We start from the raw sequence: 25,763 nt of genomic DNA, 5'->3' as shown, positions 1-25,763 counted from the left end.
ATACCCATGGCCTCGAAGCCCATGAGACCCGGAGCCGCCGCCCACATGTCCCTTCATCAAATCCTACAATGAGAAAGAGCCAAACGGCCTCACTCCCCGTTTTCTTGGTCGGGGTGATCGCGTTACCGATCTCGTGAAGCCTCGGTGCCGGTCCGAAGTGGCCCGGCGCCGCTGACAAGGGGGCTTCTATGAGCGGCGGCCGTGCCCGTCAACAGCCTTCTTGCAATTTTGTTTCAGGCCCTTCCGGAAGGCACCGAAACCCCCCTGTTTCTCTGGGTTTCTGATGCATATCAAAATTTCGATAGCCTGCTCCGATCCGGCTCGGAATCGGGCGAGCACACCGAATCAGGGTCGAATCGCTTCGGCCAAGATGCTGATCTTGGCTGATTCTTCCGTTCGAATCAGATTCGCGCATGCGCCGCGTCGCCGCTTCACGCGACGCGACGTCACGCTCCGATCAGCTCGACTGGATATAATCCCGCATCGCATCGGCCTCCTGCTCGATCCGGTCGATGCGCATCTTCACGATGTCGCCGATCGAGACGAAGCCGACCATCCGGCCATCCTCCACCACCGGCAGATGGCGGATGCGCCGCTCCGTCATCAGGGCCAATGCGGAGAATAGGGACATTTCGCGCGGCGCCGCGATCGCGGGCGCGGTCATCACCTGCTCGACGGGCCGGTCGAGCAGCGCCGCTCCGTCCCGCTGCAGGCCGTAGATCACGTCGCGTTCGGACATGATACCGATCACCCGGCCACCGTCCATCACGGGGACGGCGCCGATCCGCCTTCGCGCCAGCAGCGCGACCACATCCCGGACTGCCGTCTCCCTGCCGACTGTAACGATATCGTCCTTGCGGCGGCGCTCGACTATTGCGCCTATGGTCATGCCGACCTCCTGTCTTCCTGGGCTCACTTCTCCTGCCGCCGGTCTTGGCGCCGGCGCAGCCTTGATGATCCCATGTCCGCGAGCCAAATGGAAGGGCATGACCGACCGCAAGCCCGGACTGGACGATCCCGATCGGGCCGCCTTCGCCTGGGCGCGCTATCGCCGCATGATGCGGTGGACGGCGCTCGCCGCCGGGCTCGGCGTGGTGCTGGCGCTGCTATGGCTGGATGCGCGCGGGCCGCTGCCGCTCCATATGGCGATCGCGACGACCGCCGGCGTGGGCCTCACGATACTGCTCGGCGGAGCGCTGATGGGGCTCGTCTTCCTGAGCGCGGGCACCGGCCATGACGAGGAGGCCGATCGCTTCATGGATCGCGATCCATGACGGTGCGGCCCGACGTCACCGGGCAGGGCCGGCGCGATCCGACGCTCCGGGTGGTGCCGATGCCGGCGGACATCAACGCCAACGGCCATATCTTCGGCGGCTGGGTGCTGGCGCAGATGGATATTGCCGGCGGCATCGTCGCCGCGCGCGTGGCGCAGGGGCCGGTCGCGACGGTGGCGGTCGATACGATGCAGTTCATCGCGCCGATCCTGCCGCGCGACATCATTTCCATCTATGCCGATGTCGAGCGGATCGGCCACACCAGCGTGGCGATCCGCATCGAGGTGATCGCCACGCGCGATCGCGGCACGCGCGACGTGAAGGTGACGAGCGGGCTCTACACCTTCGTCGCGCTCGACGAAGCCAAGCGGCCACGCCCGATCCCGCGCGGGTAGAAAAGCGGATAAAAAAGGGCGACCACCGAAGCCGGTGCCGCCCTTTTTCCTTCAATCAAGCGACGCCGCGCCTCAGGCGTCGGCCACCGCCGCGTCGCTGCGCGGCCGGCGGACGCGGCGGCGCGGCTTTTCCTCGACCGGCTCGGCCGGCTCGCCATCATCGGCGGACGGCGCGTCCAGACGCGGCTCGGCCGAGAAGGACGGCGGCAGCCGGTCGATCTCGATCCGCTCGGCGGCCGCATCGGCGGGCGCTGCCTCGGCCGCCGCGCCATTTTGCGCACGGCGGCGGGTGCGGCGCGCGGGGGGCGGCGCTTCGACCGGCACCTCGCTCGGGCCCTGCTGAGCGGCGGAGTCGTCCCCGGCCCCGGCCTGCACCGGCATGTCGGGCGCGGCACGCTCGACCGCCTGGTGGCGGGCACCGCGGCCTTCGCGCGGCTGCCGGATGCGGCGCTCGAAACGCGGCTCCTCCTGGGCGTTCTCCTCGGCCTCGCCAACCGGCTCGCCCTCCTCGCCATAAGCGAGCTGCTCGTCCTCGCGCTCGGCGAAGTCGTCGCGACCCTGATAGTCGCGCTCGCCCTGATAATCGTCGCGGCGCGGCCGCTGTTCCTCGAAACGGGCACGGTTCTCATTCAGCACGCGAAAATAATGATCCGCGAACTGGAGATAATATTCGGTGTTTACCCGGTCGCCCTGCATCTGCGCATCGCGGGCGAGAGCCTTATATTTCTCGTGAAGCTGGTTGGCATTGCCCCGCGCCCGATTGTCCAGCCGGTTGCCGCGATCCGGGCCGCCGGCCTGTCCGTTACGCGGCTGCGCGCCGCCCCGGCCGCGACGGCGGCCGTTCTGACGATTGTTCATCAACGTCCGATTGTCCTCGTCACTGGTGGTATCTGCTCACCACTCCCATCCCGGGACCGCCCCGGGGATCTCTGCACGAGCCCGTCGTCGGAGCCCGTTACGATGGCGCACGACCGCCTCCGGGCAAATGACCGGGCCGGAGCTGGCCGGCAAATCATGCCGTCCGCGCCCACCGCACGTCGGAACCGCCGCGAAGATCGGCGGCACAGCCATTGGAGGTCGGCGACGGGAGGCCTAAAGCCGATAACGCTGAATGTGCCCCCGTACCGTGCCACCCATGTAGTGACCCCCGCGGCGAATTCCAAGCAGAATATGTCGGGAGGTCGGCCGCCCCCTGCCGGGAATATGCCAGGCGCCAATATAACAATATATGGAAAGAGGATCAGCGCCGGGCGACGATACAGCGGTCGCGCTTGGCCAGATCCTGCCGCACCTCGGTCGACAGCCCTTGTTCTTCGATGAGCGCCACGACCGCATCCGCCTGATTCGCGCCGATTTCGATGCAGGCGATGCCGCCCGTCTCGATCAGCCGGCCGATCTCGGGCGCCAGCCGGCGATACTCGTCGAGCCCGTCCGCCCCGGCGAAGAGCGCGCCAGCCGGCTCATGCTCCGCCACGTCGCGGGGCAGCGCCGCCATCGTCTCGATATAGGGCGGATTGCACAGGATCAGGTCGAAGCGCGCGGCAATCCCCTCCGCCCAGTCGCCCCGGCGAAAACGGGCGCGGCCGGAAAGGCCCAGCCGCTCGGCATTGCCGGCGGCGACCGCGAGCGCATCTTCCGAACGGTCTACGCCCACGCCCGTCGCCTCCGGCCATTGATCGAGCGCCGCCAGCAGCAGCGCGCCCGATCCCGTGCCCAGATCGAGCACCGTCCTCGGCCCGCGTACGCCGAAATGCGCCACCGCCGCCTCGATCAGCGTCTCGCTGTCCGGCCGGGGAATCAGCACGGCGGGGCTCACCGCCAGCTCGATCGTCCAGAAGGCGCGCATGCCGGTGATATAGGCGAGCGGCTCATGCGCGAGCCGTCGCTCGACCAGCGCCTCATAGCCCGCCGGCACGGGATCGCCCATGCGCCCGAGCAGCAGCGCCTCGCGCCCGATCCCCAGCGCATGCGCCATCAACAGCTCGGCATCGAGCCGCGGCGTCCCGCTTGTCCCGGCAAGCCGCGCCGCGGCCGTGCCGATTGCCTGTGCCCTGGTCATTGGCCCTCCTCCAGGCTCTTGAGGGTGCAGCCGCTGGCGCCACCCGCGCCGACGGCGGAGCAGGAACCGATGCCCGCCTCGCCGCCGCGCATCCGCCGCCGCCGCTCGGCCGAGGCGCTTTCGCGGCTGCCCTCATAATCATAGCGTTCGGGAATCTTGGGCAGGCGATAGCCTTCCGCCAATCCCCTGTCGCGCGAACAGACCACTATCTCGCCCTCCGCCGCCTTGGGGCAGTTGCGGATCGCCTCGACCACCACCTGGCGCAGCGTCTCGACCGGGCCCGGCGGGCCGGCGGGCGTGGCGGCGGCAGCGGCGAGCATCGCCAGCAGCGGCCCGATCGTCACCGCACCGTCGGCAGCGACAGGACGTCAGCCATCGAGCTGCGCCAGCCGCGCCGCCTCATCCTCCGCGATCAACGCGGCGATCAGCTCGTCGAGCCCGCCGCCCTCGAGAATCTCGGGCAAACGATGCAGCGTCAGATTGATGCGATGGTCGGTCACGCGGCCCTGCGGAAAATTATAGGTGCGGATACGTTCGGACCTGTCGCCTGAACCCACCATTGATTTGCGCGCGCCCGCCCGCTGGCTGTGCAGCCGCTCGCGCTCCAGCTCATAGAGCCGGGCGCGCAGCACCTTCATCGCCTTGGCCTTATTCTTGTGCTGCGACTTCTCATCCTGCTGGCTGACGACGAGGCCGCTGGGCAAATGGGTGATGCGCACCGCCGAATCGGTGGTGTTGACCGATTGCCCGCCCGGGCCCGACGAGCGGAAGATATCGATGCGCAGATCCTTTTCGTCGATCTGGACGTCGACTTCCTCCGCCTCGGGCAGCACCGCTACGGTCGCGGCCGACGTATGGATCCGCCCGCCGCTTTCGGTCACGGGCACGCGCTGCACGCGATGCACCCCGCTCTCGAACTTCAGCCGCGCGAACACGCCCTGGCCGGTGACGGAGACGACCGCTTCCTTATATCCGCCGAGCTCCGCCGGGCTGGCGGACATCAGCTCGACCCGCCAGCCGCGCTCCTCGGCATAGCGCTGATACATGCGCAGCAGATCACCCGCGAACAAGGCCGCCTCGTCGCCGCCCGTGCCCGCGCGGATCTCGAGGATGGCGGAACGCTCGTCGGCCGCATCCTTGGGCAGCAATTTCAGCGCCAGCGTACGATCCGCCGCCGCCAGCCGGTCGCGAATCTCGGAAATTTCCTCGGCGGCCATCGCCTTCAGCTCCGGATCGCCGCCATCCTCCCCGATCAGATCGGTCAGCACGCCCAACTCGGCACGCAGCCGGCGCACCTCGCTCGCCGCCGCCGCCACCGGCTCCAGCTCGGCATAATCCTTGGAAAGCTTGACGAACTGGTCGGCTGCCAGATCGCCGCGCGCCATCGCCGCCTGCAGCTCGTCGCGCCGCGCCTCGATCTGCGCGATACGGCTCGCCGGGATGCTCACGCTCATCGGCCGATCGCCTCCGCGAGCGCGTCGATCGGCAGCTGGCGCTGCGTGCCCGCGCGCAGATCCTTCAGCCCCGCCTCGCCGCGCGCCAGCTCGTCCTCGCCCAGGATCACGGCATAGCGCGCGCCCCAGTCGTCGGCCTTCTGCATGCGCCGCTTCATATTGCCCTTATAGGCCATGTTGCTGGCTATCCCTGCACGGCGCAGCGTCGCGATCAGGCCCGCCGCCGCCGCTTCGGCCGCAGCCCCCATCGGCACCACCGCGACGGTCACCTGCTCTTCCGCCGGCGCATCGACCAGCATCGCCAGCCGTTCGATTCCCGCCGCCCAGCCGACCGCGGGCGTGTGCGGCCCGCCGAGCGCCTCGATCAGCCCATCATAGCGCCCGCCGCCCAGCACCGTGCCCTGCGCGCCCAGCCGATCGGTGACGAATTCAAAGGCGGTGTGGCGATAATAATCGAGCCCGCGCACCAGCCGGCTGTTGCGCGTCCAGGCGACGCCCGCCGCGTCGAGCCCGCGCGTCACCGCCTCGAAGAATGCGCCCGCCTCGGTCGACATGAAATTGTCGATCGCGGGGGCTGCGTCCGCCACCGGCCGGTCACGCGGATCCTTGCTGTCCAGGATGCGCAGCGGATTGCGACCGAGCCGGTCCAGGCTCTCTTCCGAAAGCGCGTCGCGATTGGCCTCGAAATGGGCGACCAGCGCGGTGCGCCAGGCGTCGCGCGTTTCTGCATCGCCCAGCGTGTTGAGCTGCAGCGTCACGCCATCCGCCACGCCCAGCTCGCGCAGCAACTGGTCGGCCAGGACCAGCAGCTCCACGTCCGCCGCCGGCTCGGCCGCGCCGATCACCTCGGCATCGAGCTGGTGAAACTGGCGGAAGCGGCCCTTTTGCGGCCGTTCGTAGCGGAATAGCGGCCCATGCGTCGCCACCTTCAGCGGCGCATGCTGCTGCCAGCCCTCGGTCAGATAGGCGCGCGCGATCCCGGCGGTGAATTCGGGCCGGAGCGTCAGCGAATCGCCGCCGCGATCCTCGAACGTGTACATTTCCTTGGAAACCACGTCGGTCGTCTCGCCCAGCGAGCGCGCGAACACCGCCGTCGCCTCGAACACGGGCACCTCGATGCGCGAAAAGCCGTAGAGGCGGCGCACCCGCTCGAAAGTCGCGGCAACATGGTGAAAGCGGCGCGACGCATCTCCCAGCATGTCCTGGGTGCCACGTATCGCCTTGGGGGTCTCGATCCTGCTCATCGCGCGCGCCTCTAATGCATTTCGCGCCGCAGGGGGAACGCTTTTGCAGGATGCGCCCATCCGTGCGCCGATTGTTTCAGAATGAAGGAATATGGTGGAATTTTGTTAAACGCCCACCTTGCCTTGTAATGCGCTGCACCATTATCAATCCTTCCCATGAACATAGAGCTCATCCCCATCGGCGATGATCCGCCGCACAGTCTGAACGTCATCATCGAGGTGCCCGTCGGCGGCGAGCCGGTGAAGTACGAGTTCGACAAGAAGTCGGGCGCGCTCTTCGTCGATCGCATCCTGCACACGCCGATGCGCTATCCGGCCAATTACGGTTTCGTGCCGCATACGCTGTCGCCGGACGGGGATCCGCTCGATGCGCTGGTGGTCGCCCGATCGCCCTTCATCCCCGGCTCGGTCGTGCGCGTGCGCCCGATCGCCGTGTTGAAGCTGGAGGACGAGGCCGGTGGCGACGAAAAGCTGCTGACCGTGCCGATCGACGGCACCTTCCCTTATTATACCAAGGTCAATGAAAGCACCGATCTGCCCGAGATCGTGATGCAGCAGATCGAGCATTTCTTCACCCACTATAAGGATCTCGAAGCCAAGAAGTGGGTCCGCATCGGCAGCTGGGGCGATGCGAGCGAGGCCAAGCAGATCATCATCGAGGCTATCCAGGCCTATAAGGACGCCAACGGCAAGACCGCGTCCAATCTGAGCTGAAATAGTGCAGCGCCATTCCGGTCATGACTGGAATGGCGCTGTTCAATTGGCGCGGCCAGCTCCCAAAGCTTGCGCCATACACATCCTGCTCCTGACCGCCGCCTTCTTCACCACCTCCGCCGCCACGCGCCAGCCCGGCCCCGCCGAACAGGCGACGCTCGCCGCCATCGCGCGCATCGAGGCGCTGAACCCCAGGCTCAACGCCGTCACCGCCATCGATCCCGACGCCGTGGCACAAGCCCGGGCGCTCGATCGCCAGCGCCGCGCGCGCGGACCGCTGTTCGGCATGCCCCTTCTCGTGAAGGACAATATCGAGACGGCGGACAGCCTCCCCACCACTGCCGGCAGCCTCGCGCTCCACGACAATGTCACCGGGCGGGATGCGCCGCTGGTGGCGCGGCTGCGCGCGGCGGGCGCGGTGATCGTCGGCAAGGCCAGCCTCAGCGAATGGGCCAATATCCGCTCGTCCAGATCGATCTCGGGCTGGAGCGCGATCGGCGGACAGGTCCGCAATCCCCACGCGCTCGATCGCAGCCCCTGCGGATCGAGCTCGGGCAGCGCGGCGGCGGTCGCGGCCGGCATGGTCCCCGCCGCGATCGGCACGGAAACGGATGGATCGATCAGCTGCCCCGCGGCGATGACGGGCATAGTCGGCCTGAAACCCACCGTCGGCCTTGTCAGCCGCACGCATATCGTGCCGATCAGCCATAGCCAGGACACGCCCGGCCCGATGACGCGCACGGTGCGCGATGCCGCGCTGATCCTTTCCGCCATCGCCGGCAGCGATCCCGCCGATCCCGCCACCGCCCAGGCCGATGCACATCGCGCCGATTATGTCGCGGCGCTCCGCCCCGATGCACTGCGCGGCCAGCGCATCGGCGTGATGCGCTTCGCCACCGGCTTCTCGCCCGCCACGGATGCGCTATTCGAGCGGGCGCTCGCCCAGCTGCGCGCTGCCGGCGCGATCCTCGTCGACATAAGCGAATCGGGTATCGACCGCCGCGCGATCGGCGACGCGGAATTCACCGTCCTCCGCACCGAGCTCAAGGCAGACCTCAACGCCTATCTCGCCACCACCCCGCCTGCGGTGAAAAGCCGCACGCTGGCGGACATCATCGCCTTCAACGCCGCCAATGCGCCGGCGGAGATGCCGCTTTTCGCGCAGGAAAGCTTCCTCCAGGCCGAAACGACGAAGGGCCTTTCCGATCCCGCCTATCTGCAGGCACGCGAAACCTCGCGCCGCCTCGCCGCCGAGGGGCTCGACCGGCTGCTCGCCGACAACAAGGTCGTGGCGCTGATCGGCCCCACCGCCACGCCGGCCTTCCCGATCGATTCGGTCAATGGCGATCGCAGCGGCGGCAGCGGCGGCGCGGGCAGCCTCGCCGCCGTCTCGGGCTATCCGCATCTCACCGTGCCGATGGGCGCGGTGCGCGGCCTGCCGGTGGGGCTGAGCTTCATCGGCCCGGCCTGGTCCGAAGCCACGCTGCTCGCGCTGGGCCATGCTTATGAGCAGGCAAGCCGCGCGCGCATCGAGCCGGGCTTCATCGATTCGATCGAGGCGGGCGCAGACATCGCGCCCTTCCTCCGGCCGCAACGCTGAGCCTTCTTTCGCTGGAACGAAATATTCCAGCAGCTAAACGAAGCCGCCATGTCCGCCCGCCTCGCTCCCTGGCTCGCCGAAGCCCGCGCCACGATCGCGCTCGCTTATCCGCTGATCCTCACCAACATCGCCCAGGCGCTGATCCATGCGACCGATGTGGTGCTGCTCGGCCGGGTCGGCCCGCGCACGCTCGCGGCAGGCGCGCTCGGGGTCAATCTCTACCATGCCTGCCTGATCTTCGGCACCGGCCTCGTCACCGCCGCCGCTCCGCTGATGGCGCGCGAACTCGGCCGTTTCCGTCATTCGGTGCGCGACGTGCGGCGCACGGTGCGGCAGGCGATGTGGGCGGCGGTCGCCATCGCAATGCCTTGCTGGCTCATCATGTGGCAGGCCGAGCCGATTCTGCTCGCCTTCGGGCAGGAGCCCGCGCTCGCCGCCGATGCCGCGCGCTTCGTCCATGCGCTGCAATGGGGGCTGCTGCCCTTCCTGTTCTTCCTGATCCTGCGCTCCTTCGTCTCCGCGCTCGAAAAGCCGATCTGGTCGCTCATCATCGGCGGCGCGGCCGTGCTGGTGAACGGCCTGTTGAACTATGGCCTGATCTTCGGCGCTTTCGGCCTGCCTCGGCTCGGCCTGCTCGGCGCGGGACTCGGCAGTGCTACGTCGAGCCTGCTGATGTTCCTCGGCATGGCGCTGGTCGTCACCCGCCACCCCCGCTTCCGCCGCTATCGCCTGTTCGGCCATTTCTGGCGGGCGGACTGGGCGCGCTTCGCCGTCATCTGGCGCCTTGGCCTGCCGATCGCGGTCACGCTCGCGCTCGAAGTGACGATCTTCAACGCCGCCGTCTTCCTGATGGGGCTGATCGACACGCCCTCGCTCGCCGCCCATGCCATCGCCCTCCAGATCGCCTCGCTCACCTTCATGGTGCCGCTCGGCCTCGCCCAGGCGGTCACGGTCCGGGTCGGGCTCGCTCATGGCCGGCGGGATGCAGAGGGAGTCCGCCGTGCCGGCTGGACCGCCTTCTTCCTTGGCGAAGGCTTCATGTGCCTGACGGCGCTCCTGATGCTGTCCGTCCCCGCGTTGCTCGTCGATCTGTTCGTGGACGGGCATGATCCCGCCAATGGGCAGGTGGTGGCGCTCGCCATCGCCTTCCTCGCGGTCGCCGCCTTGTTCCAGATCGTCGATGGCGCGCAGGTGGTGGGCGCAGGCATGCTGCGCGGGCTGCACGATACGACGGTGCCGATGGCCTATGCCGCGATCGGCTATTGGGGCATCGGGCTCAGCACCGGCTATGTCCTCGCCTTCCGCTATGGCTGGGGTGGGGTCGGCATCTGGACGGGCCTCGCCACGGGCCTTTCGGTGGTCGCCCTGCTGATGGTCAATCGCTGGATGCGGCGCGAGCGGCTCGGCCTCGTGGCCGCCTGACGGCCGCGCGCCGGCTCGCCTCGATCGCCAGCGCCGCCCAATGCTGCAGCGCGTCGGTATCGTCATAGACGTCGGACGGGGCCTGGCGATAGTTCATCGAGACGGTCCGCCCATCCTTGCCGGTGAAGCTCGTCCGTTCGCATCCCGCCGCGTCCCAGACGGGATCGCTCTCTCCATCCGCCTTGAACCAGAGCGCATCGCCGTCCGCGATCGCGAACAATGTTCCGTCGCAATAGAGCGTCGATCCGCCCATCATCGCGCGCGCGGTCACCGGCCCGAACGGCGCCAGCGCTTCGTTCAGCCAGTCGAGCAGCCCCGGATCGATCCTCATCTCAATGCGCCCCGCCGACCAGCTTCAGCCCCGCGATACATCCCACAAGCCCCAGGATCAGCGCCAGCCGCAGCGGATTCACCGGCTCGCCGAACCAGATCATGCCCACGATCACCGTGCCGAGCGCGCCGATTCCACCCCACACGGCATAGGCCGTGCCCATCGGGATCGATCGCGACGCCACCTCCAGCAGCCCCATCGACAGGCCGACCGAGACAAGGAAGCCGATCGTCCAGGGCAGGTTGCGAAAGCCCTCGACGAAACGCAGGCAGGTGGTGAAGCCTACCTCGAAACAGCCGCCAAGGATCAACCACACCCACGCCATCGCACGCCCCCGATTGTCCGGAGGCAGCGATAGAGCGTTCCTCCTTATTTTAAACGCCAGAATCGTAGCCCCGCACGGGAATGACGGAATTGCTCGACGCGTCAGGCTGGACGGCAGCGGACGAGTGGTGCAACCAGCACGCAACAAAATTACCAAAGGGGTTTCCATGCGCGCCAAGCCGCTTTTCCTCGCCCTTCTTCTCGCCGCCAGTCCGGCTGCCTTCGCCCAGACAGTCGCGAACAGCGCGCCCCAGCCCGTCGCCATCGTCGATTCGATCCCGCCCGCGCGCGACATCGACTATCCCGGCGTGATCAAGATCGCCGTCGATGCGAGCGACGTCGCCCGCGGCATTTTCCGCACGACGCAGACGATTCCCGTCTCCGGCCCCGGCCCGCTCACGCTGCTCTATCCCAAATGGCTGCCGGGCAATCACAGCCCGTCGGGCGCGATCGACAAGCTCGCCGGCCTCGTCGTCAAGGCGAACGGCCAGCCCCTGCGCTGGATGCGCGATCCGGTCGATGTCTATGCCTTCACCATCGATGTGCCGCAGGGCGTGACCTCACTGGAGGTTAGCTTCCAGTTCCTCTCGCCCACCTCCGGCAATCAGGGCCGCACGGTGATGACGCCGGACATGCTCAATCTCCAGTGGAACGCCGTCACCCTCTATCCGGCCGGCTATTTCGTCCGCCGCATCCCGGTGGAGGCGAGCGTCATTTATCCCAAGGGCTGGAAATCCGCGACCGCGCTCGAAACGGACGGCCCCGCCGGCGATACGGTGCGCTACAAGCAAGTAAGCTATGAGACGCTGGTCGACAGCCCCATCTTCGCAGGCCGCTATAACCGCGTCGAGCAGCTGGCGCCGGGCGTCCGCCTCAACATCTTCGCCGACAAGCCCGAGCAGCTCGCCGCCACGCCAGAGCAGCTCGCGCTCCACCGCAATCTCGCGACGCAGGCGATCAAGCTGTTCGGCGCGCAGCATTATGATCATTACGACTTCCTCTTCGCCCTGTCCGACAATCAGGGCGGCATCGGGCTCGAGCATCAGCGCTCGTCCGAAAATGGCGTCGATCCCGAATATTTCACCGATTGGGACGCGAGCGTCGTCGATCGCGATCTTCTGCCCCACGAATATACGCATAGCTGGAACGGCAAATATCGCCGCGGCGCGGATCTCTGGACGCCGGACTATCGCATGCCGATGCGCGACAGCCTGCTCTGGGTCTATGAAGGGCAGACGCAATTCTGGGGCAATGTGCTCGCCGCCCGCTCGGGCCTTGTGCCGAAGGAGGATGCGCTGGCCAGCCTCGCCATGGACGCGGCGCTCTATGACACGCGCCCCGGCCGCCAATGGCGCCCGCTGATCGACACCACCAATGATCCGACCATCTCGCAGCGCCGGCCCAAGCCCTGGACGAGCTGGCAGCGCTCGGAGGATTATTATGTCGAGGGCCAGCTCGTCTGGCTCGATGTCGACAGCCTGATCCGCGAACGTTCGGGCGGCAAGCGCTCGCTCGACGATTTCGCCCGCGCCTTTTTCGGCGTAAACGATCGCGACTGGGGCCAGCTCACCTACACGTTCGACGATGTGGTCGCGACGCTCAACAAGGTCGAGCCCTATGACTGGGCGAGCTTCCTCAAGGCCCGCCTCTACGATGTGCGCGATCGCGCACCGCTCGATTGGCTCGCGCGCGGCGGATATCGCCTCACCTATGTCGAGGAGCCGACCAACTATTGGGAGCGCAGCGAGGCATCGCGCGACGTCGTCGATCTCAGCTATTCGCTCGGGCTCGTCGTCAACAGCGAGGCGATGGCCACCGGCGTAGTGTGGGATGGCCCGGCCTTCAATGCCGGCATCACCGTCGGCTCCACCTTGGTCGCGGTCGACGGCCGCTCTTATTCGGACGACACGCTCAAATCCGCGATCAAGGCCGCCAAGACCAGCAAGCAGCCGATCCATCTGCTCGTCGAGCAGGACGATCTCTATCGCGACATAGCGATCAACTGGACGGAAGGCCTGCGCTATCCGAAGCTCGAACGCATCGGCAAGGGCCCGAGCACGCTCGACGCCCTGCTGGCGCCGAAGAAGTAATTCGCCTTCAAGCCCTCTCCCGCAAGCGGGAGGGGGCTTGGAGAGGGCCGACATCCCGGCCAGAGCCGGGATGTCGATCAGGCCGAAAAACCTATTCCGCCAGCCGCTCCAGCGCCTCGCCCTCCATCCGCCAGGGCTGCCACCCTTCCGAATGGAAGCCGCCCATGCTGCGATAGAAGCCGCGCGCCGGCTCGTTCCAGTCGAGCACCGCCCAGTCGATCCGCGCGCAGCCGCGCGCCTTCGCCTCCTGCGCCAGCACCCGGAACAGCGCCCGGCCCGCGCCCGTGCCGCGCGCCTCCTCCTCGACGAACAGATCCTCCAGATAGAGGCTCGGCCGTCCCGTCCAGGTCGAATAAGTCAGAAACCAGAGGGCGATTCCGCGCACCCGGCCGTCCATCTCGACGATATGGGCGAAGACCTGCGGATTCTCTCCGAACAGCGTCTGCCCAAGCGACTCCTCCGTCGCCTTCACCGCATCCGGCTCGCGTTCATATCGGGCCAGCGCCTTGATCAGACGCAGCAGTTCGGCCGCATCGCCCGGCGCCGCGCGCCTTATGACGATGCTCATTCCGCTGCCTGGGCCGTCTGCTTCGCCGCCTCGATCTCGGCTGCCTTGGCCTCGACCAGCCTGACGATATGATCGACCATGTCGGCATCCTGCACCGTATGATCGGTGACGCCCGACAGATAGACCATATGCTTGCCATTGCCGCCGCCGGTGAGCCCGATATCGGTCTCGCGCGCCTCGCCCGGCCCGTTCACCACGCAGCCCAGCACCGAAAGCGACAGAGGCGTCGCGATATGGGCGAGCCTTTCCTCCAGCGTCTGCACGGTGCGGATTACGTCGAATCCCTGCCGCGCGCAGCTCGGGCAGGAAATGACGCGCACGCCGCGATGCCGGATTCCCAGCCCCTTCAATATCTCGAAGCCGACGCGCACCTCCTCCTCGGGCTCGGCCGAAAGCGACACGCGGATCGTATCGCCGATCCCCGCCCAGAGCAGGCTGCCGATGCCGATCGAGGATTTGACCGTGCCCCCGATCAGCCCGCCTGCCTCGGTGATGCCCAGATGCAGCGGGCAATCCACTGCATCGGCAAGCTGCGAATAGGCCGCCACGGCGAGGAATATGTCGGACGCCTTCACCGCCACCTTATATTCGTGGAAATCCTGATCCTGCAGCAGCTTGATATGGTCGAGCGCGCTTTCCACCAGCGCCTCGGGGCAGGGCTCGCCATATTTTTCGAGCAGATCCTTCTCCAAGCTGCCGGCATTGACGCCGATGCGGATCGCGCAGCCATTGGCCTTGGCCGCGCGCACCACCTCGGCGACGCGCGTCTCACTGCCGATATTGCCCGGATTGATGCGCAGGCAGGCCGCCCCCGCATCCGCCGCCTCCAGCGCGCGCTTATAATGGAAATGGATGTCCGCCACGATCGGCACGCGCGCCGCGCGCACGATCTGCTTGAGCGCCGCGGTCGATTCCTCGTCCGGGCAGGAGACGCGGATGATGTCCGCGCCCACATCCTCGCATCGCCTTATCTGGTCGATCGTGCCACGAATATCGGGCGTCGGCGTGTTGGTCATGGTCTGCACGGTGACGGGGGCACCGCCGCCCACGGGGACATTCCCCACCATGATCTGCCGGGATGTGCGTCGCGAAATGTCGCGCCAAGGTCTGATGGACATGGGCAACCCTATAGCCGAAAAGCCGTTGCCGCATAAAGACAGGCCAGGAGCGGACATCATTCCTCTTAATCGCGACGCACCCGCCATCCGGCGGCATTATGGGCTGGATTGGCTCCGCATCGGCGCCTTCCTGCTGCTCATCCTCTTCCATATCGGCCTCTATCTCAGCCCCTGGGACTGGCATGTGAGCTCGGCCCGGCCGGTGGAAGGGGTCGTCTATTTCCTGTTCCTCACCAATCCCTGGCGCATGTCGCTGCTGTTCCTCGTCTCGGGCTATGCCGCGCGCGCGGTGCTGGCGCGGGCGGGCGGACCGCTCGGCTTCGCCCGCTCGCGCAGCCTCCGGCTGGGCCTGCCGCTGCTGTTCGGCGCGGCGCTCGTGGTGGCGCCCCAGCCCTGGGTCGAGGCAAGCTACAAGCTCGGCTACGCCCATGGCTTCCTCCATTTCTGGCTGCACGATTATTTCGATTTCGACGGATCGGACGGGATCGCCACGCCGCTGCTCGGCCATCTCTGGTTCGTCGCCTATATCTGGGCCTATTCGCTCGTCCTGGCGCTGTTCGCCACGATCCTGCCGCGCAGCTGGCAGGACCAGGCGCAGGCCGGCTTCGCGCGGATCTTCACCGGCTGGCGGCTGCTTCTGCTGCCGATGCTGTGGCAGGGGCTGGTCCGGCTCGTCCTGCTGCCGGGGCAGATGCCGTCAAACCATCTGCCCACCGACCTGCCCGGCCATCTCGTCTATTTCCCGGCCTTCCTGTTCGGCTTCGGCCTCGCCCGCGCCGAATCGCTCTGGCCGTCGATCCTGCGCTTCTGGAAGCCCGCATTGGCCGTGGCGCTCATCGGCTATGCCGGCACCGTCTGGGATCATCTCGGCTATCCCGGGCTGCCGCTCGACGGCGACATGCGGGCCAATGTCAATCGCGGCGCGCTCGTCCTGTCCACCTGGACGGCGATCATCGGCTTGCTCGGCCTCGCCCAGCGCCATCTCGATTGCGACCATCGCTGGCGCAGCCTCCTCAACGAAGCGGTCTTCCCCTTCTACATCATCCATCAGACGATCATCGTGCTGGTCGGCTGGTGGCTCATTCATCGCGACTATGGCGATCTCGCCGAATTCCTGATCCTCGTCTCGGCCACGCTCAGCGGCTGCACGCTCTTTTATCTGGCCGGCCGCCGCATCCGCTGGCTGCGCCCGCTGATCGGCCTGCCGCTGGATCGCAAGGGGGCATCTCGGCTAAAGCCCGCGCCCGACAGCCCCAGGAGCCCAGATAATGTCCCAGTCCGATCCCGCTGAGCAGCGCTGGACGATCGTCGTCCATGGCGGCGCCGGTACCTTCCTGCGCGATTCCCCTGCCGCGCAGCACGAGGCCGCCGCCCGCGCCGGCCTCGCCGCCGCGCTGGAGGCGGGTGCTGCGCATCTGCGCAGCGGCGGCACCGCGCTCGACGCGGTCGAGGCTGCGGTGCGCGTGCTGGAGGATGACCCCCTGTTCAACGCCGGCCGCGGCTCGGTCTTCACCTGGGATGCCGCGATCGAGCTCGACGCCGCGATCATGGACGGCGCGACGCTCGAAGCGGGCGCCGTATCCGGCGTCACCACCACCCGAAATCCCGTCAGCCTCGCACGCACCGTGATGCGGGAGAGCGATCATGTCCTCCTCTCGGGCGCCGGCGCGGACGCCTTTGCGCGCGAATATGGGCTGGAACAGGCCAACCCCTCATGGTTCGCCACGGCCGAACGCCGTCGCCAGCTCGATGAGCTCAAGGCCGGCACCGGCTTCGACAGCGCCATGAAATATGGCACGGTCGGCGCGGTCGCAGTCGACATGGCCGGCAATGTCGCAGCCGCCACCTCGACCGGCGGGCTCACCGCCAAGCGCTGGGGCCGGATCGGTGATTCGCCGCTGATCGGCGCCGGCACCTATGCCGACAACCGCGCCTGCGCCATCTCCTGCACCGGCACGGGCGAATATTTCATCCGCCTCGCCGCCGGCCATGAGATCGCCGCGCGCATGCGCATCGGTGGCGAGCGGATCGATGCCGCCGCCGATGCGCTGATCGAGGAGCTTGGCGCGCTCGGTGGCCTTGGCGGCGTGATCGTCGTCTCGCCGGACGGCTCGGGCGGCTGGGCTTTCAACACCGCCGGCATGTATCGCGGCATCGCCACCCACGATTCGCCGCCCGAAGTCGCCATCTACGGCGACGAATAAACGCACCCATCCCGTCGCCCCTGTTTCGCAGGGGCGACGGGATCGTTCGACTCCACCGAAAGCCGCGCTAAGGATGCGACCCATGATCCGTATCCCCTCGCTGCTCGCCGCGCTGTGCGCGCTCATCCTCGCCGCCAGCCCCGCCGCCGCCTGGTGGGAATATGGCCATGAAACCGTCGCCACCATCGCGAAGCTCCAAGTGCAGCCCCGCACCCGCGCCGAGATAGAGCGGCTGCTCAGCCACCAGAAACTGCTCGAAACCCCGACATGCCCTGCGCGCACCATCGAGCAGGCGAGCGTCTGGCCCGATTGCATCAAGCCCTTGGGCGATCGCTTCAGCTATGCCTTCAACTGGCACTATCAGAATGTGAACATCTGCAAGCCGTTCGATGTGAAGGCCGCCTGCCCGGACGGCAATTGCGTCTCGGCCCAGATCGCGCGCGCGCAGCGCATGCTCGCCGACCGCAAGCTTCCCATGCGCGATCGGGTGCAGGCGCTCGCCTTCCTCGTCCATTTCGTCGGCGATCTGCACATGCCGCTCCATGCCGGCGACCATGCCGATCTCGGCGGCAATCGGGTGAAGGCCGCCTATGGCGTGATCGCCGGCCGCACCAATCTGCACAGCGTCTGGGACGGGCTTCTTGCCGATCGCGCAATCTCCACCCCGCCGGGCGGGGCGACCGCCCTCCTCGCCGCCGTGCCGCCCGCCGATCGCGCGAAGCTTGCCGCCGGCACGATCGAGGATTGGAGCCGCGAAAGCTGGGGCCTGGCGCGCGACCATGCCTATGCGACGCTGATCGCCGATCCCTGCGGCCCCGCGCCCGCCGAGCGCGTAACGATGGACGAAGCGACCACGCAGAAGCTGATCCCGATCGTGCGCGAAGTGGTGGTGAAGGGCGGCCTGCGCCTCGCCCGGCTGCTCGACGAGGCGCTCGACGGCGATCATCCGGAGGTCACCCATCCCCCGCGCACGGCCGGAACGGCCGGCTGATGCGCTATTTTCTCGATACGGAATTCAATGGCTTCGGCGGCGATCTGCTCAGCCTCGCGCTTGTGCCCGAATTTGGCGACCAGGAATATTATGTCGCCCTGCCGCTTCCCGACCTCATCGATCCCTGGGTCGCGACCCATGTCGTGCCCTATCTGCACAATGTGCCGGATGCGCTCGACAACCGGCTCGATGCGGTTGCCGCCGCGCATGAGCTCGCCGCCTATCTGGGCGCAGACCGCGATCCGCTGATCGTCGCCGACTGGCCGGAGGATATCGCGCTCTTCTGCCGGCTGCTGCTCACCGGCCCGGCGGAGATCGTCGATGTCGGCAATATCCGCTTCGAATTCCGCCGCAGCCCGGGCTTCAGCACCGCGCGCAACAGCCGCGTCCCCCACAACGCCCTCCACGACGCCCGCGCGCTGCGCGATTTCGTCCTGGCGGGCGAAGAAGGCTGATCCGGGGCGGGAAAATTCCGCCCCCCGTGCGTCCGCCCCACCTGCCGATAATCTGCGCGGCAGGGGCATGATGAAGATAGATTTTCGATACAGCCTGCTGGCGCTCGCCGGATGGGGATCGCTCATCGCCCCTGCGATGGCAGGGTGACGATATATTCAGCTAATCCCGCTCACTCTTCCCGCTCGCTTTTCGGCGGCCGCCCGCGTGGCCTTTTCGTGGCCGTCTCCAGCTTCACGCCGCGCCGCGCCAGCGCCTCGCGCAGCAGGCATTCGATCTGGCCGTTAACGCTGCGCAGCTCGGCCGCCGCCATCCGCTCGATCGCCGCGAACAGCTCGGGCTCGATGCGCAGCACATAGGCTTTCCTGGGCGGCGATGCGGTCATGACGTCATGAATAGAGCGTGCCCGCGTTCACCACCGGCTGGGTGTCGCGTTCGGCGCAGAGCACGACCATCAGGTTGGAGACCATCGCCGCGCGCCGCTCATCGTCCAGCTCAACGACATTCTTGGCGCTCAGCATGTCGAGCGCGGTCTCGACCATGCCCACCGCGCCCTCGACCAGCTTCTGCCGCGCCGCGATCACCGCCTCGGCCTGCTGGCGGCGGAGCATCGCGCCGGCAATCTCGGGAGCATAGGCCAGATGCGTCAGCCCGCATTCGTCCACTATGATTCCCGCCACCGCCAGCCGCGCGATCAACTCGGCGCGCAGCTCGCGGTTCACCACCTCATGATTGCCGCGCAGCGTCACTTCCTGATGCTCGATATCGTCATAGGCGTAACGCGAGCCGATCGATCGCACCGCGCTTTCGATCTGCACGCGGACGAACGCCTTATAATCGTCCACGTCGAACAACGCCTGCGCCGTGTCCGTCACGCGCCATACCACCTGCGCCGCGATCTCGATCGGGTTGCCGCGAAGATCGTTCACCTTCAGCCGCTCGGAAATGATGTTGTTGGCGCGCAGCGATATGGTCCGGCGGATCAGCCAGGGCAGCACCCAGCGCAACCCCGTCGTCCGGTCGGTGCCGCGATAGGCGCCGAACAGCATGATCGCCGCCGCCTGATTAGGCTGCAGCATGTAGAAGCCGGGGACGATGAAGACGATGCCAGCGATGCAGGCAAAGGCCATCATGGCTTCGCCCAGCCCGCCCTCATCGCCCGCCAGCCGCGCGATCATCGTCACGCCCAGCACCAGCAGCAGCGCCGCTGCGCCCAGCAGTGTCAGTCCGTCCGCGCTCGCCGTCGGCCGCTCCCGGCTGACGGACAGCATCTGTCCCGCCGCCGTCCTCATGTCACTCATCCCGGCCTCCCGTTAATCTGATATCAGAATTATATCAGATCAGAAGGCCGGGCAATGCCCCGCTAGGGATGGGTGGATCTCAACCGCCGATCGGCACCACCGTCACCGCGCGGCGATTCTGCGCCCAGGCGGCCTCGTCCGATCCGATCGCCACCGGCCGTTCCTTGCCATAGCTGATGACCGAGATGCGCGATGCCGCAACGCCATTGTTGACGAGGAAGTCCTTCGCCGCATTGGCGCGCCGCTCGCCCAGCGCGAGATTATATTCGCGGGTACCGCGCTCGTCGGCATGGCCTTCGACCGTCACCGCCACATTGGGATAGCGCTGCAGCCACTCGGCCTGCTTGGCGAGAATGGCCTGCGCCTCGGCGTCCACATCATGGCTGTCGGTCGCGAAATGCACCGTGTCCGATCCCGCCTGCTGCACGAAATCCGCCCGCGATCCGGGCAGCACCGTGGTACCGACCTCGCCGGTCTGGCCCTCCGGCGCGGGCTCCGGCGCCGTCGTCTCCTGCGGCGGCGGGGGCGGAAGTTCCGCGGGCTTCTTCTTCGAACATGCCGCGGTCGCGATCAGCGCCGCGGTCAGCAGCAGCTTGGCGGTGGTGTTGGCCATATATTTCTCCCTTTTAAATGGTTGGCGCGATGCAACTCTTACGGACGACAACTCTTATGGACGCAGGGGCCCCCAGGCGGGATCTGACCCATCGAGCGGGGTAGGAACCCGGCGCTCGTTGACGCCGGTCAGGTCCACCGACCAGAGATCGGCCTTGCCCGATCCCTGCGCCGTCCTGAAGAACATGATCACCCGGCCGTTGGGGGACCAGCTCGGCCCCTCATCCTGCCAGCCGTTGGTGAGGATCTTCTCGCCCGATCCGTCCGGCGACATGATCCCGACGGCGAATCCGCCGCCGATCCTGGTGAAGGCGATCAGATCGCCGCGCGGGCTCCACACCGGGGTCGCATAGCGGCCGCCACCGAAGCTGATACGCTGCTGGTTCGATCCGTCGGCGTTCATCACATAGAGCTGCTGCCCGCCCGAACGGTCGCTCTCGAACACGATCTTGGATCCGTCGGGCGAATAGCTGGCCGCCGTGTCGATGCCCGGCGAGCTGGTCAGCCGGGTCGCCCCGCCGCCGGAGGCTGGCACGCGATAGATGTCGGTATTGCCGTTCACCGCCATGGAAAAGACGATGTAGCGCCCGTCGGGCGAGAAGCGCGGCGCGAAGGTCATGTTCGGCTGATCGACCACCAGCCGCTTCCGCCCCGAGCCGACATCATAGACATAGACGCGCGGCCGATCATTTTCGAACGACATGAAGACCAGCGTCTGCTGATTGGGCGCGAAGCGCGGCGTCAGCACGATCGACTGGCCGTTGGTGATGAAGCGGTGATTGGCGCCATCCTGGTCCATGATCGCCAGCCGCTTGGTGCGATGCTGCTTGGGGCCCGTTTCCGAGACATAGACGATCTGGCTGTCGAAATAGGGCCCCTCGCCGGATAGGCGGGTATAGACGGTGTCCGAACATTTATGCGCGGCCCGCCGCCAATCCGCCGGCCGCACCACGAAACCCTGCCGGGTGAGCTCGCTCCGCGCGAACACGTCGTAAAGATAGCAGCCGACGGTCAGGGTCCCGTCGCCATTGGCCTGGACGAAGCCCTGCACCAGCGCCTGCGCGCCGGTCGTGCCCCATCCCGCGAAATCGGGCGCGGTCACCTGCGGAAAGGTCACCGGGCGCAGCGCGCTCTCGGCGAGCGGCCTGAACAGGCCCGAGTTCCGAAGGTCGTTGGTGATCACCTCCGCCACGCGCGCGCCCAGCGAGCCCGTATCGCCGGCCGGAGTGCCGGCCTGCGCGGGCGTCGGCATGACAGGGATCGCAATCGGCATCGGCGCGGATATGCCGCCGACCACATCCACCTCGATCTGGGCATGCACGGGCGCGGCGAATGCGATCACCGCTCCCAGAAAAGCTGCGGCCCAGCGCATCCTGCCGCTCCCGACCATATATTCTCCATCCATGTTCGGCCGCATCATCCAGGCAGCCTGTACCGAAACAATATGTCGTTCCAGCCCTGACCATTTCCGACATCATAAAGATCGGCTGGAAGATCCAGCGGAGAACATTCCTGCACGATTCCCACCGCCAGCTCGCCTACCCGCTGGGCATAGCGCTGATTGTCGGCATCTACGCCCATCTGACGCGTCACCTGCGGAACCGCGGCAAGCGCGCCATCCTTGCGAAAACGCAGCCTGAGCACCGAGGTGATCCGCTCTGATCCGGGGCCGGGGCTCGATCTCTTGTCGGCGCAGGGCTGGATCTGGCGCTGGATTGCGGCCGAAAGCCCAGCCATGGCGGTCGCACTGATCGTCGCGGCCGGCGGCGTGGCCGCCTTGCCTTCGGAGGCGGATGAGATGCCTTTTAGAAAATCCTTGCCCAGCCGCGATCCCGTTGCCCTGGGCTTGTCCGACTTGGCATCGCTGCCATTGCCGCGCGCGGGCGCCGGATCGCGCAATCCCTTCACAATATCGGCCGACAGGCGGGATTTGGATGCGGCGGGCTTTGCCGGCGCCTCCGCCTTTTCGGGCGCGGGCTTCGCCGGGGCCGGCTTCGCCTTTTCAGGCGCCGGCTTCGCGACCGGCTTCGGTGCCGGAGCCGGCTTTGGCTCCGCCTTGGGCGCAGGCGGCGGAGGGGTTGGTTCGGGCGCGGGCGGCGTGGGAACCGGCTCGGGCGGCGCGGCGTCGGCCGGCGGCCCCGGATCCGGCGCGACGGAAGGCGCGGGCGGCTCGACCGCCGCCTGAGGCATGGCCGACCGCAGGCCGATATTGTCGACAAGCTGCACGTCCATCGGATCGCTCAGCGAAGGCACCGGCTTCGGCCTGGTGAACAGACCCAGCGACAGCACCGCGAACAGCAGAATATGGCCCGCGGCCGCGACGCCGAGCCCGATGCGTTCGGCCTTATCCATCGTCGCGATCCGCGCGCATCATCGGCCGCCGGCCGCCGCCAGTCCGGCCACCGCGCCGCCCGCCATGTCCTCCCCGCCCACTGTGACGAGTGCCACCTTGTTGAGGCCGGCATGGTTGAGCTCGCCCATCACGGCCATCACCCGGCCATAATCCAGCTCCCGATCGGCGCGCAGGAAGATTTGCGGGCTATCCTCCGGCTTGCGGCCCGCCGCAATCTGCTGCAGCCGGGCCGGAAACGCCGCCTGCGATATTTCCGCATCGTCGAGGAAGATCGTGCCCGCGCTGTCGAGCGAAATCTGGATGGGCTTCTGCTCCTGCTCCAGCGCGCCCGCCCGGCTATCCGGCAGGTTCACCGGCACGCCGGCCACCAGCAACGGCGCCGTCACCATGAAGATGATCAGCAGCACCAGCATGACGTCCACCAGCGGCGTCACATTGATGTCCGCCATCGGCGCGCGCCGGCCGCCGCCGCCCCGGGACGATAGCGGGCCCATCAGGCCTCGCTTTCCAGCGCGCGGCTGAGCGTCGAGTGGAAGCCGTCGGCGAAGCGGTTGAGCCGCGCTTCCATCAGGTTCAGCCTATGCGTCAGCCGATTATAGGCGATCACGGCCGGGATGGCGGCGAACAGGCCGAGCGCGGTGGCGAACAGCGCCTCCGCAATGCCCGGCGCCACCACGCCCAGGCTGGTATTTTGCGAGGCGGCGATATCGGTGAAGGCCCGCATGATGCCCCACACCGTGCCGAACAGGCCAACGAAGGGCCCGACGCTGCCGATGGTGGCGAGGATATTGAGCCGATCGGACAGCCGGTCCATTTCGGCCGCGACCGCTGCGGACATGGCCGTGGACAGGCGTGCGCGCGTGCCTTCGCGATCGACCCGCTTGCCGCCGGTCGAGCGGCGCCATTCGGCGACGCCGGCCGAAAATACCTTCGCGCTGGGCAGATCGGCGCGGCCCGGGCCGTCATAGACCCTGTCTATATCCTCGGCCTTCCAGAAATCGCGCTCGAACGCCTCGTTGTTCCGGGCGATCCGCCTGATCCGGAAACCGTGGCCGAGAATGACGGACCAAGTCCAAACGCTCGCCAGGACGAGCCCGATCATCACCGCCTTCACGACAATGTCCGCCTGGAGAAACAAGGTCAGCGGCGACAGGGACGCCCCGTTTACGGCAATAGTGACACCCTCCATGCGGTCAGCTTTCCCCTTTCAGCCGCTCGAAAATCTCGGCCCATGCGCGCGGCTGCCGCCGGGGCCGTCCATCGGGCGCGAGGAAGGCCACGGTAATGTCCGCTTCGGCCAGTAACTCCGAGTCCCGTATGACTCTCTGATGAATGACGCACGAAGCGCCACCGATTTTTGTCATTCGGCTGGCGACAAGCAGCGCATCATGCAAGCGAGCGGGCCGAAGATAGCGGATCGCCGCCTCGGCCACGACATATTGGCCGAGCCCGCCGTCCAGCGCCGCGCGCTGATCGACTCCCGCCACATCGAGCATGTCCGATCGCGCCCGCTCCATGAAGCGCAGATAGCTTGCATGATAGACGACGCCGCCGGCGTCCGTATCCTCATAATAGACGCGCAGGGCGAAGCGATGCTCACCGCCCTGAAAATGGCCTCGATAGGGCTGATCTCTGAGATCGCTCATGCCGGCGCTCTTAGGATGCCGGCGCGCCGCTTGCAAAACGCCATGTCGCGCCGCAGCGCCTGCCAGCCGCTATCGCGGGGACATTTCAACCGGCGCCAGCACGGTCTCATGAAAGGTGAAAATGTCGCTTGCCGAGTCAGATCATCCCCGCTATTAGCCGCGCCTCACCGCCGGGGACATAACCGGACGGGACGCCAGAGCGGGCGTAGCTCAGGGGTAGAGCACAACCTTGCCAAGGTTGGGGTCGAGGGTTCGAATCCCTTCGCCCGCTCCAATTTTCCAGAAAATGATGATGCGCATGGCGCGCCAGCATAGAGGCCAAATCCTCTTGCCGGGCGCGAAGACTGTACGCTGGCCTTATCTTCTGGCTGGGGATCGGCACCGAATCACGCACAGGAAGGCCGATAATCTCGGCCGGATCCAGTCCATTCAACAGCGGCAAGAACTGACCGGCCAGCAGAACGAAATTTCGCGGCGCTACGGCAAAGAACAAACCGATCATCAACTGCACATCGCCCCGGAAAGGCGTGCAAGCGGCAGGATTATGGTTTACGACCAAGACGCTGATGTGACGAGGGGGAGAGAGAACATTGGCAGTGCGCGACGACACAAGGAGCTTGCTGGCAAAGCTCGATCAGGCTGATTTCGCCTATCGCGAATTCGATGCGCCCTCCTCCGGGACTGATTATGCCTGGCCCCTGCTGGATCTGGTCCATCGGCTGATCGCGGCCCCTTCCCCGGCCCCATCAAATCCCTGGCATGGCGAGCCCGATGCAGCGCCGCGGCCGGCGATGGCCGCCCCTTTGCCGGCCAGCCGGACATTGTTCACCGGCTATGGCGCGGCCACCCCGCAGGCCAGCCCGCCCGCGCCCTCCGCCGCGCAGGATCTGGGCGCGCTTCTGGCGAGCTATTCGAGCAAGCGCTGATGCCGCTGCTGATCGTCCATTCGCCCAAAGGTGGCGTCGGCTGCACGACCGTGGCCGCGAATCTCGCAGCCTGGCTCGCCCGGGGCGGGCGACCGATCGTCGCGATCGATTTCAGCCCCTATGAAAGCCTGGCGCTGCATCTGGAGCGTGGCCAGCGTCAACAGCCGTCCGGCGTCGAGATCTGGTCCCGCGCCCAGGGCCATGGGCGGGATCGGCTGATCGCGCGGATCGACGAAATGCTCACCGACGAGAGGGTCGACGATATGCTTATGATCGCGGACATTCCGTCCGGGGATCAGGCGACGCTCGACGCGCTGGCGGGCCGCTGCCTCATCCGGCTGTGCGTGCTGGCAGCCGATGCCGGCTCGGCCGCCCTGCTGCCGTCGCTGCTGCGATCCGCGCCGGCCGGAGCCGACGAAGCGCGGATCCATTATGTGCTCAACATGCTTGACGAACGCCGCTCGGTCGCGCGGGAATTCCACCGCCTGCTGGGCGCAGCGGCCGGAGAGGATCTGGTGGCCGTCATCCGTCGGGACGAAGCGGTCAACGAGGCGCTGGCGATGCTAATGCCCGTCCATGACCATGCACCGGCCAGCGCGGCCGCGCTCGACCTCACGGGTCTTGCCGACCGGGTGGCGGCATCGCTCGACATAGAGCGATCCGCGCAGGAGACGGCCAGCTGAC

Annotated in this window: 31 protein-coding genes and 1 tRNA gene; 14 read left to right on the top strand and 18 right to left on the bottom strand. The window is 67.1% G+C overall.

What is annotated here, in order from left to right:
- Positions 1-201: 201 nt before the first annotated feature.
- Positions 202-387, top strand: a complete 186-nt coding sequence (locus tag CLG96_RS18455; RefSeq protein ID WP_133175345.1) for a hypothetical protein — start codon at positions 202-204, stop codon at positions 385-387.
- A 70-nt stretch (positions 388-457) separates the two neighbouring features.
- Here the strand turns inward: CLG96_RS18455 and CLG96_RS05345 are convergent, their stop codons facing one another.
- A complete protein-coding gene (locus tag CLG96_RS05345) occupies positions 458-889 on the bottom strand; it encodes a CBS domain-containing protein (RefSeq protein ID WP_107966736.1) in 432 nt (143 codons plus the stop codon).
- 97 nt (positions 890-986) lie between these two features.
- On the opposite strand from CLG96_RS05345, the gene CLG96_RS05340 reads away from it, so the two are divergent.
- Together CLG96_RS05340 and CLG96_RS05335 are read left to right on the top strand one after the other, a co-directional pair.
- A complete protein-coding gene (locus CLG96_RS05340; RefSeq protein WP_107966735.1) occupies positions 987-1,274 on the top strand; it encodes a hypothetical protein in 288 nt (95 codons plus the stop codon).
- Positions 1,271-1,669: an acyl-CoA thioesterase gene (locus CLG96_RS05335; RefSeq protein ID WP_107966734.1), complete on the top strand. Its 399-nt coding sequence runs from the start codon at positions 1,271-1,273 to the stop codon at positions 1,667-1,669. The genes CLG96_RS05340 and CLG96_RS05335 overlap by 4 nt, the downstream gene beginning before the upstream one ends.
- A gap of 72 nt (positions 1,670-1,741) precedes the next feature.
- Here the strand turns inward: CLG96_RS05335 and CLG96_RS05330 are convergent, their stop codons facing one another.
- The 5 genes from CLG96_RS05330 to hisS all read right to left on the bottom strand — a co-directional run bounded on the left by CLG96_RS05330 (position 1,742) and on the right by hisS (position 6,426).
- The gene (locus CLG96_RS05330) at positions 1,742-2,527 is read right to left on the bottom strand and encodes a DUF4167 domain-containing protein (protein WP_243395621.1); all 786 of its coding nucleotides are present in this window, start codon (positions 2,525-2,527) and stop codon (positions 1,742-1,744) included.
- Between the two features lie 382 nt (positions 2,528-2,909).
- Entirely contained in the window at positions 2,910-3,728 is an 819-nt protein-coding gene (gene prmC / locus CLG96_RS05325; protein WP_107966732.1) for a peptide chain release factor N(5)-glutamine methyltransferase, read from the bottom strand.
- The gene (locus CLG96_RS05320) at positions 3,725-4,072 is read right to left on the bottom strand and encodes a hypothetical protein (protein WP_243395620.1); all 348 of its coding nucleotides are present in this window, start codon (positions 4,070-4,072) and stop codon (positions 3,725-3,727) included. Before CLG96_RS05320 ends, prmC begins: the two co-directional genes overlap by 4 nt.
- A 24-nt stretch (positions 4,073-4,096) precedes the next feature.
- A complete protein-coding gene (prfA, locus tag CLG96_RS05315) occupies positions 4,097-5,182 on the bottom strand; it encodes a peptide chain release factor 1 (protein WP_107966731.1) in 1,086 nt (361 codons plus the stop codon).
- Complete coding sequence (gene hisS / locus CLG96_RS05310) at positions 5,179-6,426, bottom strand: histidine--tRNA ligase (RefSeq protein WP_107966730.1); 1,248 nt, start codon at positions 6,424-6,426, stop codon at positions 5,179-5,181. The genes prfA and hisS overlap by 4 nt, the downstream gene beginning before the upstream one ends.
- 156 nt (positions 6,427-6,582) lie before the next feature.
- Here hisS and ppa point away from each other — a divergent pair, with 156 nt between their 5' ends.
- The 3 genes from ppa to CLG96_RS05295 are packed head-to-tail and all read left to right on the top strand — an operon-like array spanning position 6,583 to position 10,162.
- Positions 6,583-7,140: an inorganic diphosphatase gene (gene ppa / locus CLG96_RS05305; RefSeq protein ID WP_107966729.1), complete on the top strand. Its 558-nt coding sequence runs from the start codon at positions 6,583-6,585 to the stop codon at positions 7,138-7,140.
- A gap of 46 nt (positions 7,141-7,186) precedes the next feature.
- Positions 7,187-8,740, top strand: coding sequence for an amidase (locus CLG96_RS05300; RefSeq protein ID WP_165799535.1), 1,554 nt, complete (start codon positions 7,187-7,189; stop codon positions 8,738-8,740).
- 48 nt (positions 8,741-8,788) lie between these two features.
- Complete coding sequence (locus tag CLG96_RS05295) at positions 8,789-10,162, top strand: MATE family efflux transporter (RefSeq protein ID WP_107966728.1); 1,374 nt, start codon at positions 8,789-8,791, stop codon at positions 10,160-10,162.
- Here CLG96_RS05295 and CLG96_RS05290 read toward each other — a convergent pair.
- Complete coding sequence (locus tag CLG96_RS05290) at positions 10,116-10,493, bottom strand: TfoX/Sxy family protein (protein ID WP_107966727.1); 378 nt, start codon at positions 10,491-10,493, stop codon at positions 10,116-10,118. The genes CLG96_RS05295 and CLG96_RS05290 overlap by 47 nt on opposite strands.
- Position 10,494: 1 nt before the next feature.
- Positions 10,495-10,818 carry a DMT family transporter gene (locus CLG96_RS05285; protein ID WP_107966726.1) on the bottom strand — a complete coding sequence of 108 codons (324 nt, stop codon included), beginning with the start codon at positions 10,816-10,818 and terminating at the stop codon, positions 10,495-10,497.
- A 166-nt stretch (positions 10,819-10,984) separates the two neighbouring features.
- Between CLG96_RS05285 and CLG96_RS05280 the strand changes: the two genes are divergently transcribed.
- Positions 10,985-12,907 carry a M61 family metallopeptidase gene (locus CLG96_RS05280; RefSeq protein ID WP_107966725.1) on the top strand — a complete coding sequence of 641 codons (1,923 nt, stop codon included), beginning with the start codon at positions 10,985-10,987 and terminating at the stop codon, positions 12,905-12,907.
- A gap of 91 nt (positions 12,908-12,998) precedes the next feature.
- Here the strand turns inward: CLG96_RS05280 and CLG96_RS05275 are convergent, their stop codons facing one another.
- Together CLG96_RS05275 and ispG are read right to left on the bottom strand one after the other, a co-directional pair.
- Complete coding sequence (locus CLG96_RS05275) at positions 12,999-13,475, bottom strand: GNAT family N-acetyltransferase (protein ID WP_107966724.1); 477 nt, start codon at positions 13,473-13,475, stop codon at positions 12,999-13,001.
- A complete protein-coding gene (gene ispG, locus CLG96_RS05270; RefSeq protein ID WP_107966723.1) occupies positions 13,472-14,593 on the bottom strand; it encodes a flavodoxin-dependent (E)-4-hydroxy-3-methylbut-2-enyl-diphosphate synthase in 1,122 nt (373 codons plus the stop codon). The genes CLG96_RS05275 and ispG overlap by 4 nt, the downstream gene beginning before the upstream one ends.
- Between ispG and CLG96_RS05265 the strand changes: the two genes are divergently transcribed.
- The 4 genes from CLG96_RS05265 (at position 14,592) to CLG96_RS05250 (ending at position 18,243) form a co-directional block, all read left to right on the top strand.
- A complete protein-coding gene (locus CLG96_RS05265; protein WP_243395619.1) occupies positions 14,592-15,884 on the top strand; it encodes an acyltransferase family protein in 1,293 nt (430 codons plus the stop codon). The genes ispG and CLG96_RS05265 overlap by 2 nt on opposite strands.
- Complete coding sequence (locus CLG96_RS05260) at positions 15,862-16,797, top strand: isoaspartyl peptidase/L-asparaginase family protein (RefSeq protein WP_107966722.1); 936 nt, start codon at positions 15,862-15,864, stop codon at positions 16,795-16,797. Before CLG96_RS05265 ends, CLG96_RS05260 begins: the two co-directional genes overlap by 23 nt.
- 82 nt (positions 16,798-16,879) lie before the next feature.
- Positions 16,880-17,788 carry a S1/P1 nuclease gene (locus CLG96_RS05255; protein WP_107966721.1) on the top strand — a complete coding sequence of 303 codons (909 nt, stop codon included), beginning with the start codon at positions 16,880-16,882 and terminating at the stop codon, positions 17,786-17,788.
- Positions 17,788-18,243 (top strand): hypothetical protein, encoded by a 456-nt coding sequence (locus CLG96_RS05250; RefSeq protein ID WP_107966720.1) that lies wholly within the window; start codon positions 17,788-17,790, stop codon positions 18,241-18,243. The genes CLG96_RS05255 and CLG96_RS05250 overlap by 1 nt, the downstream gene beginning before the upstream one ends.
- Positions 18,244-18,413: 170 nt before the next feature.
- On the opposite strand, the gene CLG96_RS05245 is transcribed toward CLG96_RS05250, so the two are convergent.
- From CLG96_RS05245 to CLG96_RS05210, 8 genes are all read right to left on the bottom strand, one after another.
- Positions 18,414-18,626, bottom strand: coding sequence for a type II toxin-antitoxin system antitoxin (locus CLG96_RS05245; RefSeq protein ID WP_107966719.1), 213 nt, complete (start codon positions 18,624-18,626; stop codon positions 18,414-18,416).
- Between the two features lie 4 nt (positions 18,627-18,630).
- Positions 18,631-19,542 (bottom strand): SPFH domain-containing protein, encoded by a 912-nt coding sequence (locus tag CLG96_RS05240; protein ID WP_243395618.1) that lies wholly within the window; start codon positions 19,540-19,542, stop codon positions 18,631-18,633.
- Positions 19,543-19,621: 79 nt separating this feature from the next.
- Positions 19,622-20,155, bottom strand: coding sequence for a peptidoglycan-associated lipoprotein Pal (gene pal, locus CLG96_RS05235; RefSeq protein WP_107966717.1), 534 nt, complete (start codon positions 20,153-20,155; stop codon positions 19,622-19,624).
- Between the two features lie 54 nt (positions 20,156-20,209).
- Positions 20,210-21,526, bottom strand: coding sequence for a Tol-Pal system beta propeller repeat protein TolB (tolB, locus tag CLG96_RS05230; RefSeq protein ID WP_207796582.1), 1,317 nt, complete (start codon positions 21,524-21,526; stop codon positions 20,210-20,212).
- 44 nt (positions 21,527-21,570) lie between these two features.
- Entirely contained in the window at positions 21,571-22,506 is a 936-nt protein-coding gene (locus CLG96_RS05225; protein WP_107966716.1) for a cell envelope biogenesis protein TolA, read from the bottom strand.
- Between the two features lie 18 nt (positions 22,507-22,524).
- Entirely contained in the window at positions 22,525-22,956 is a 432-nt protein-coding gene (tolR, locus tag CLG96_RS05220; RefSeq protein WP_243395617.1) for a protein TolR, read from the bottom strand.
- Between the two features lie 44 nt (positions 22,957-23,000).
- A complete protein-coding gene (tolQ, locus tag CLG96_RS05215) occupies positions 23,001-23,696 on the bottom strand; it encodes a protein TolQ (RefSeq protein ID WP_107966714.1) in 696 nt (231 codons plus the stop codon).
- A 4-nt stretch (positions 23,697-23,700) separates the two neighbouring features.
- On the bottom strand, positions 23,701-24,153 hold the full coding sequence (locus tag CLG96_RS05210; RefSeq protein ID WP_107966713.1) for a YbgC/FadM family acyl-CoA thioesterase: 453 nt from the start codon (positions 24,151-24,153) through the stop codon (positions 23,701-23,703).
- Positions 24,154-24,352: 199 nt separating this feature from the next.
- Here CLG96_RS05210 and CLG96_RS05205 point away from each other — a divergent pair.
- The 3 genes from CLG96_RS05205 (at position 24,353) to CLG96_RS05190 (ending at position 25,762) form a co-directional block, all read left to right on the top strand.
- Positions 24,353-24,427: transfer RNA gene (locus CLG96_RS05205), tRNA-Gly, on the top strand.
- 316 nt (positions 24,428-24,743) lie between these two features.
- Positions 24,744-25,079 carry a hypothetical protein gene (locus tag CLG96_RS05195; protein ID WP_165799534.1) on the top strand — a complete coding sequence of 112 codons (336 nt, stop codon included), beginning with the start codon at positions 24,744-24,746 and terminating at the stop codon, positions 25,077-25,079.
- Positions 25,079-25,762, top strand: coding sequence for a cellulose synthase operon protein YhjQ/BcsQ (locus CLG96_RS05190; protein WP_107966710.1), 684 nt, complete (start codon positions 25,079-25,081; stop codon positions 25,760-25,762). Before CLG96_RS05195 ends, CLG96_RS05190 begins: the two co-directional genes overlap by 1 nt.
- The last annotated feature ends 1 nt before the right edge of the window (position 25,763 follow it).

This window comes from Sphingomonas oleivorans (assembly GCF_003050615.1).
GTDB classification, from domain to species: Bacteria; Pseudomonadota; Alphaproteobacteria; order Sphingomonadales; family Sphingomonadaceae; genus Sphingomonas_H; species Sphingomonas_H oleivorans.
The sequence above is the reverse complement of the archived record's forward strand: the minus strand, read 5'-3'. Positions and strand labels throughout refer to the sequence as shown.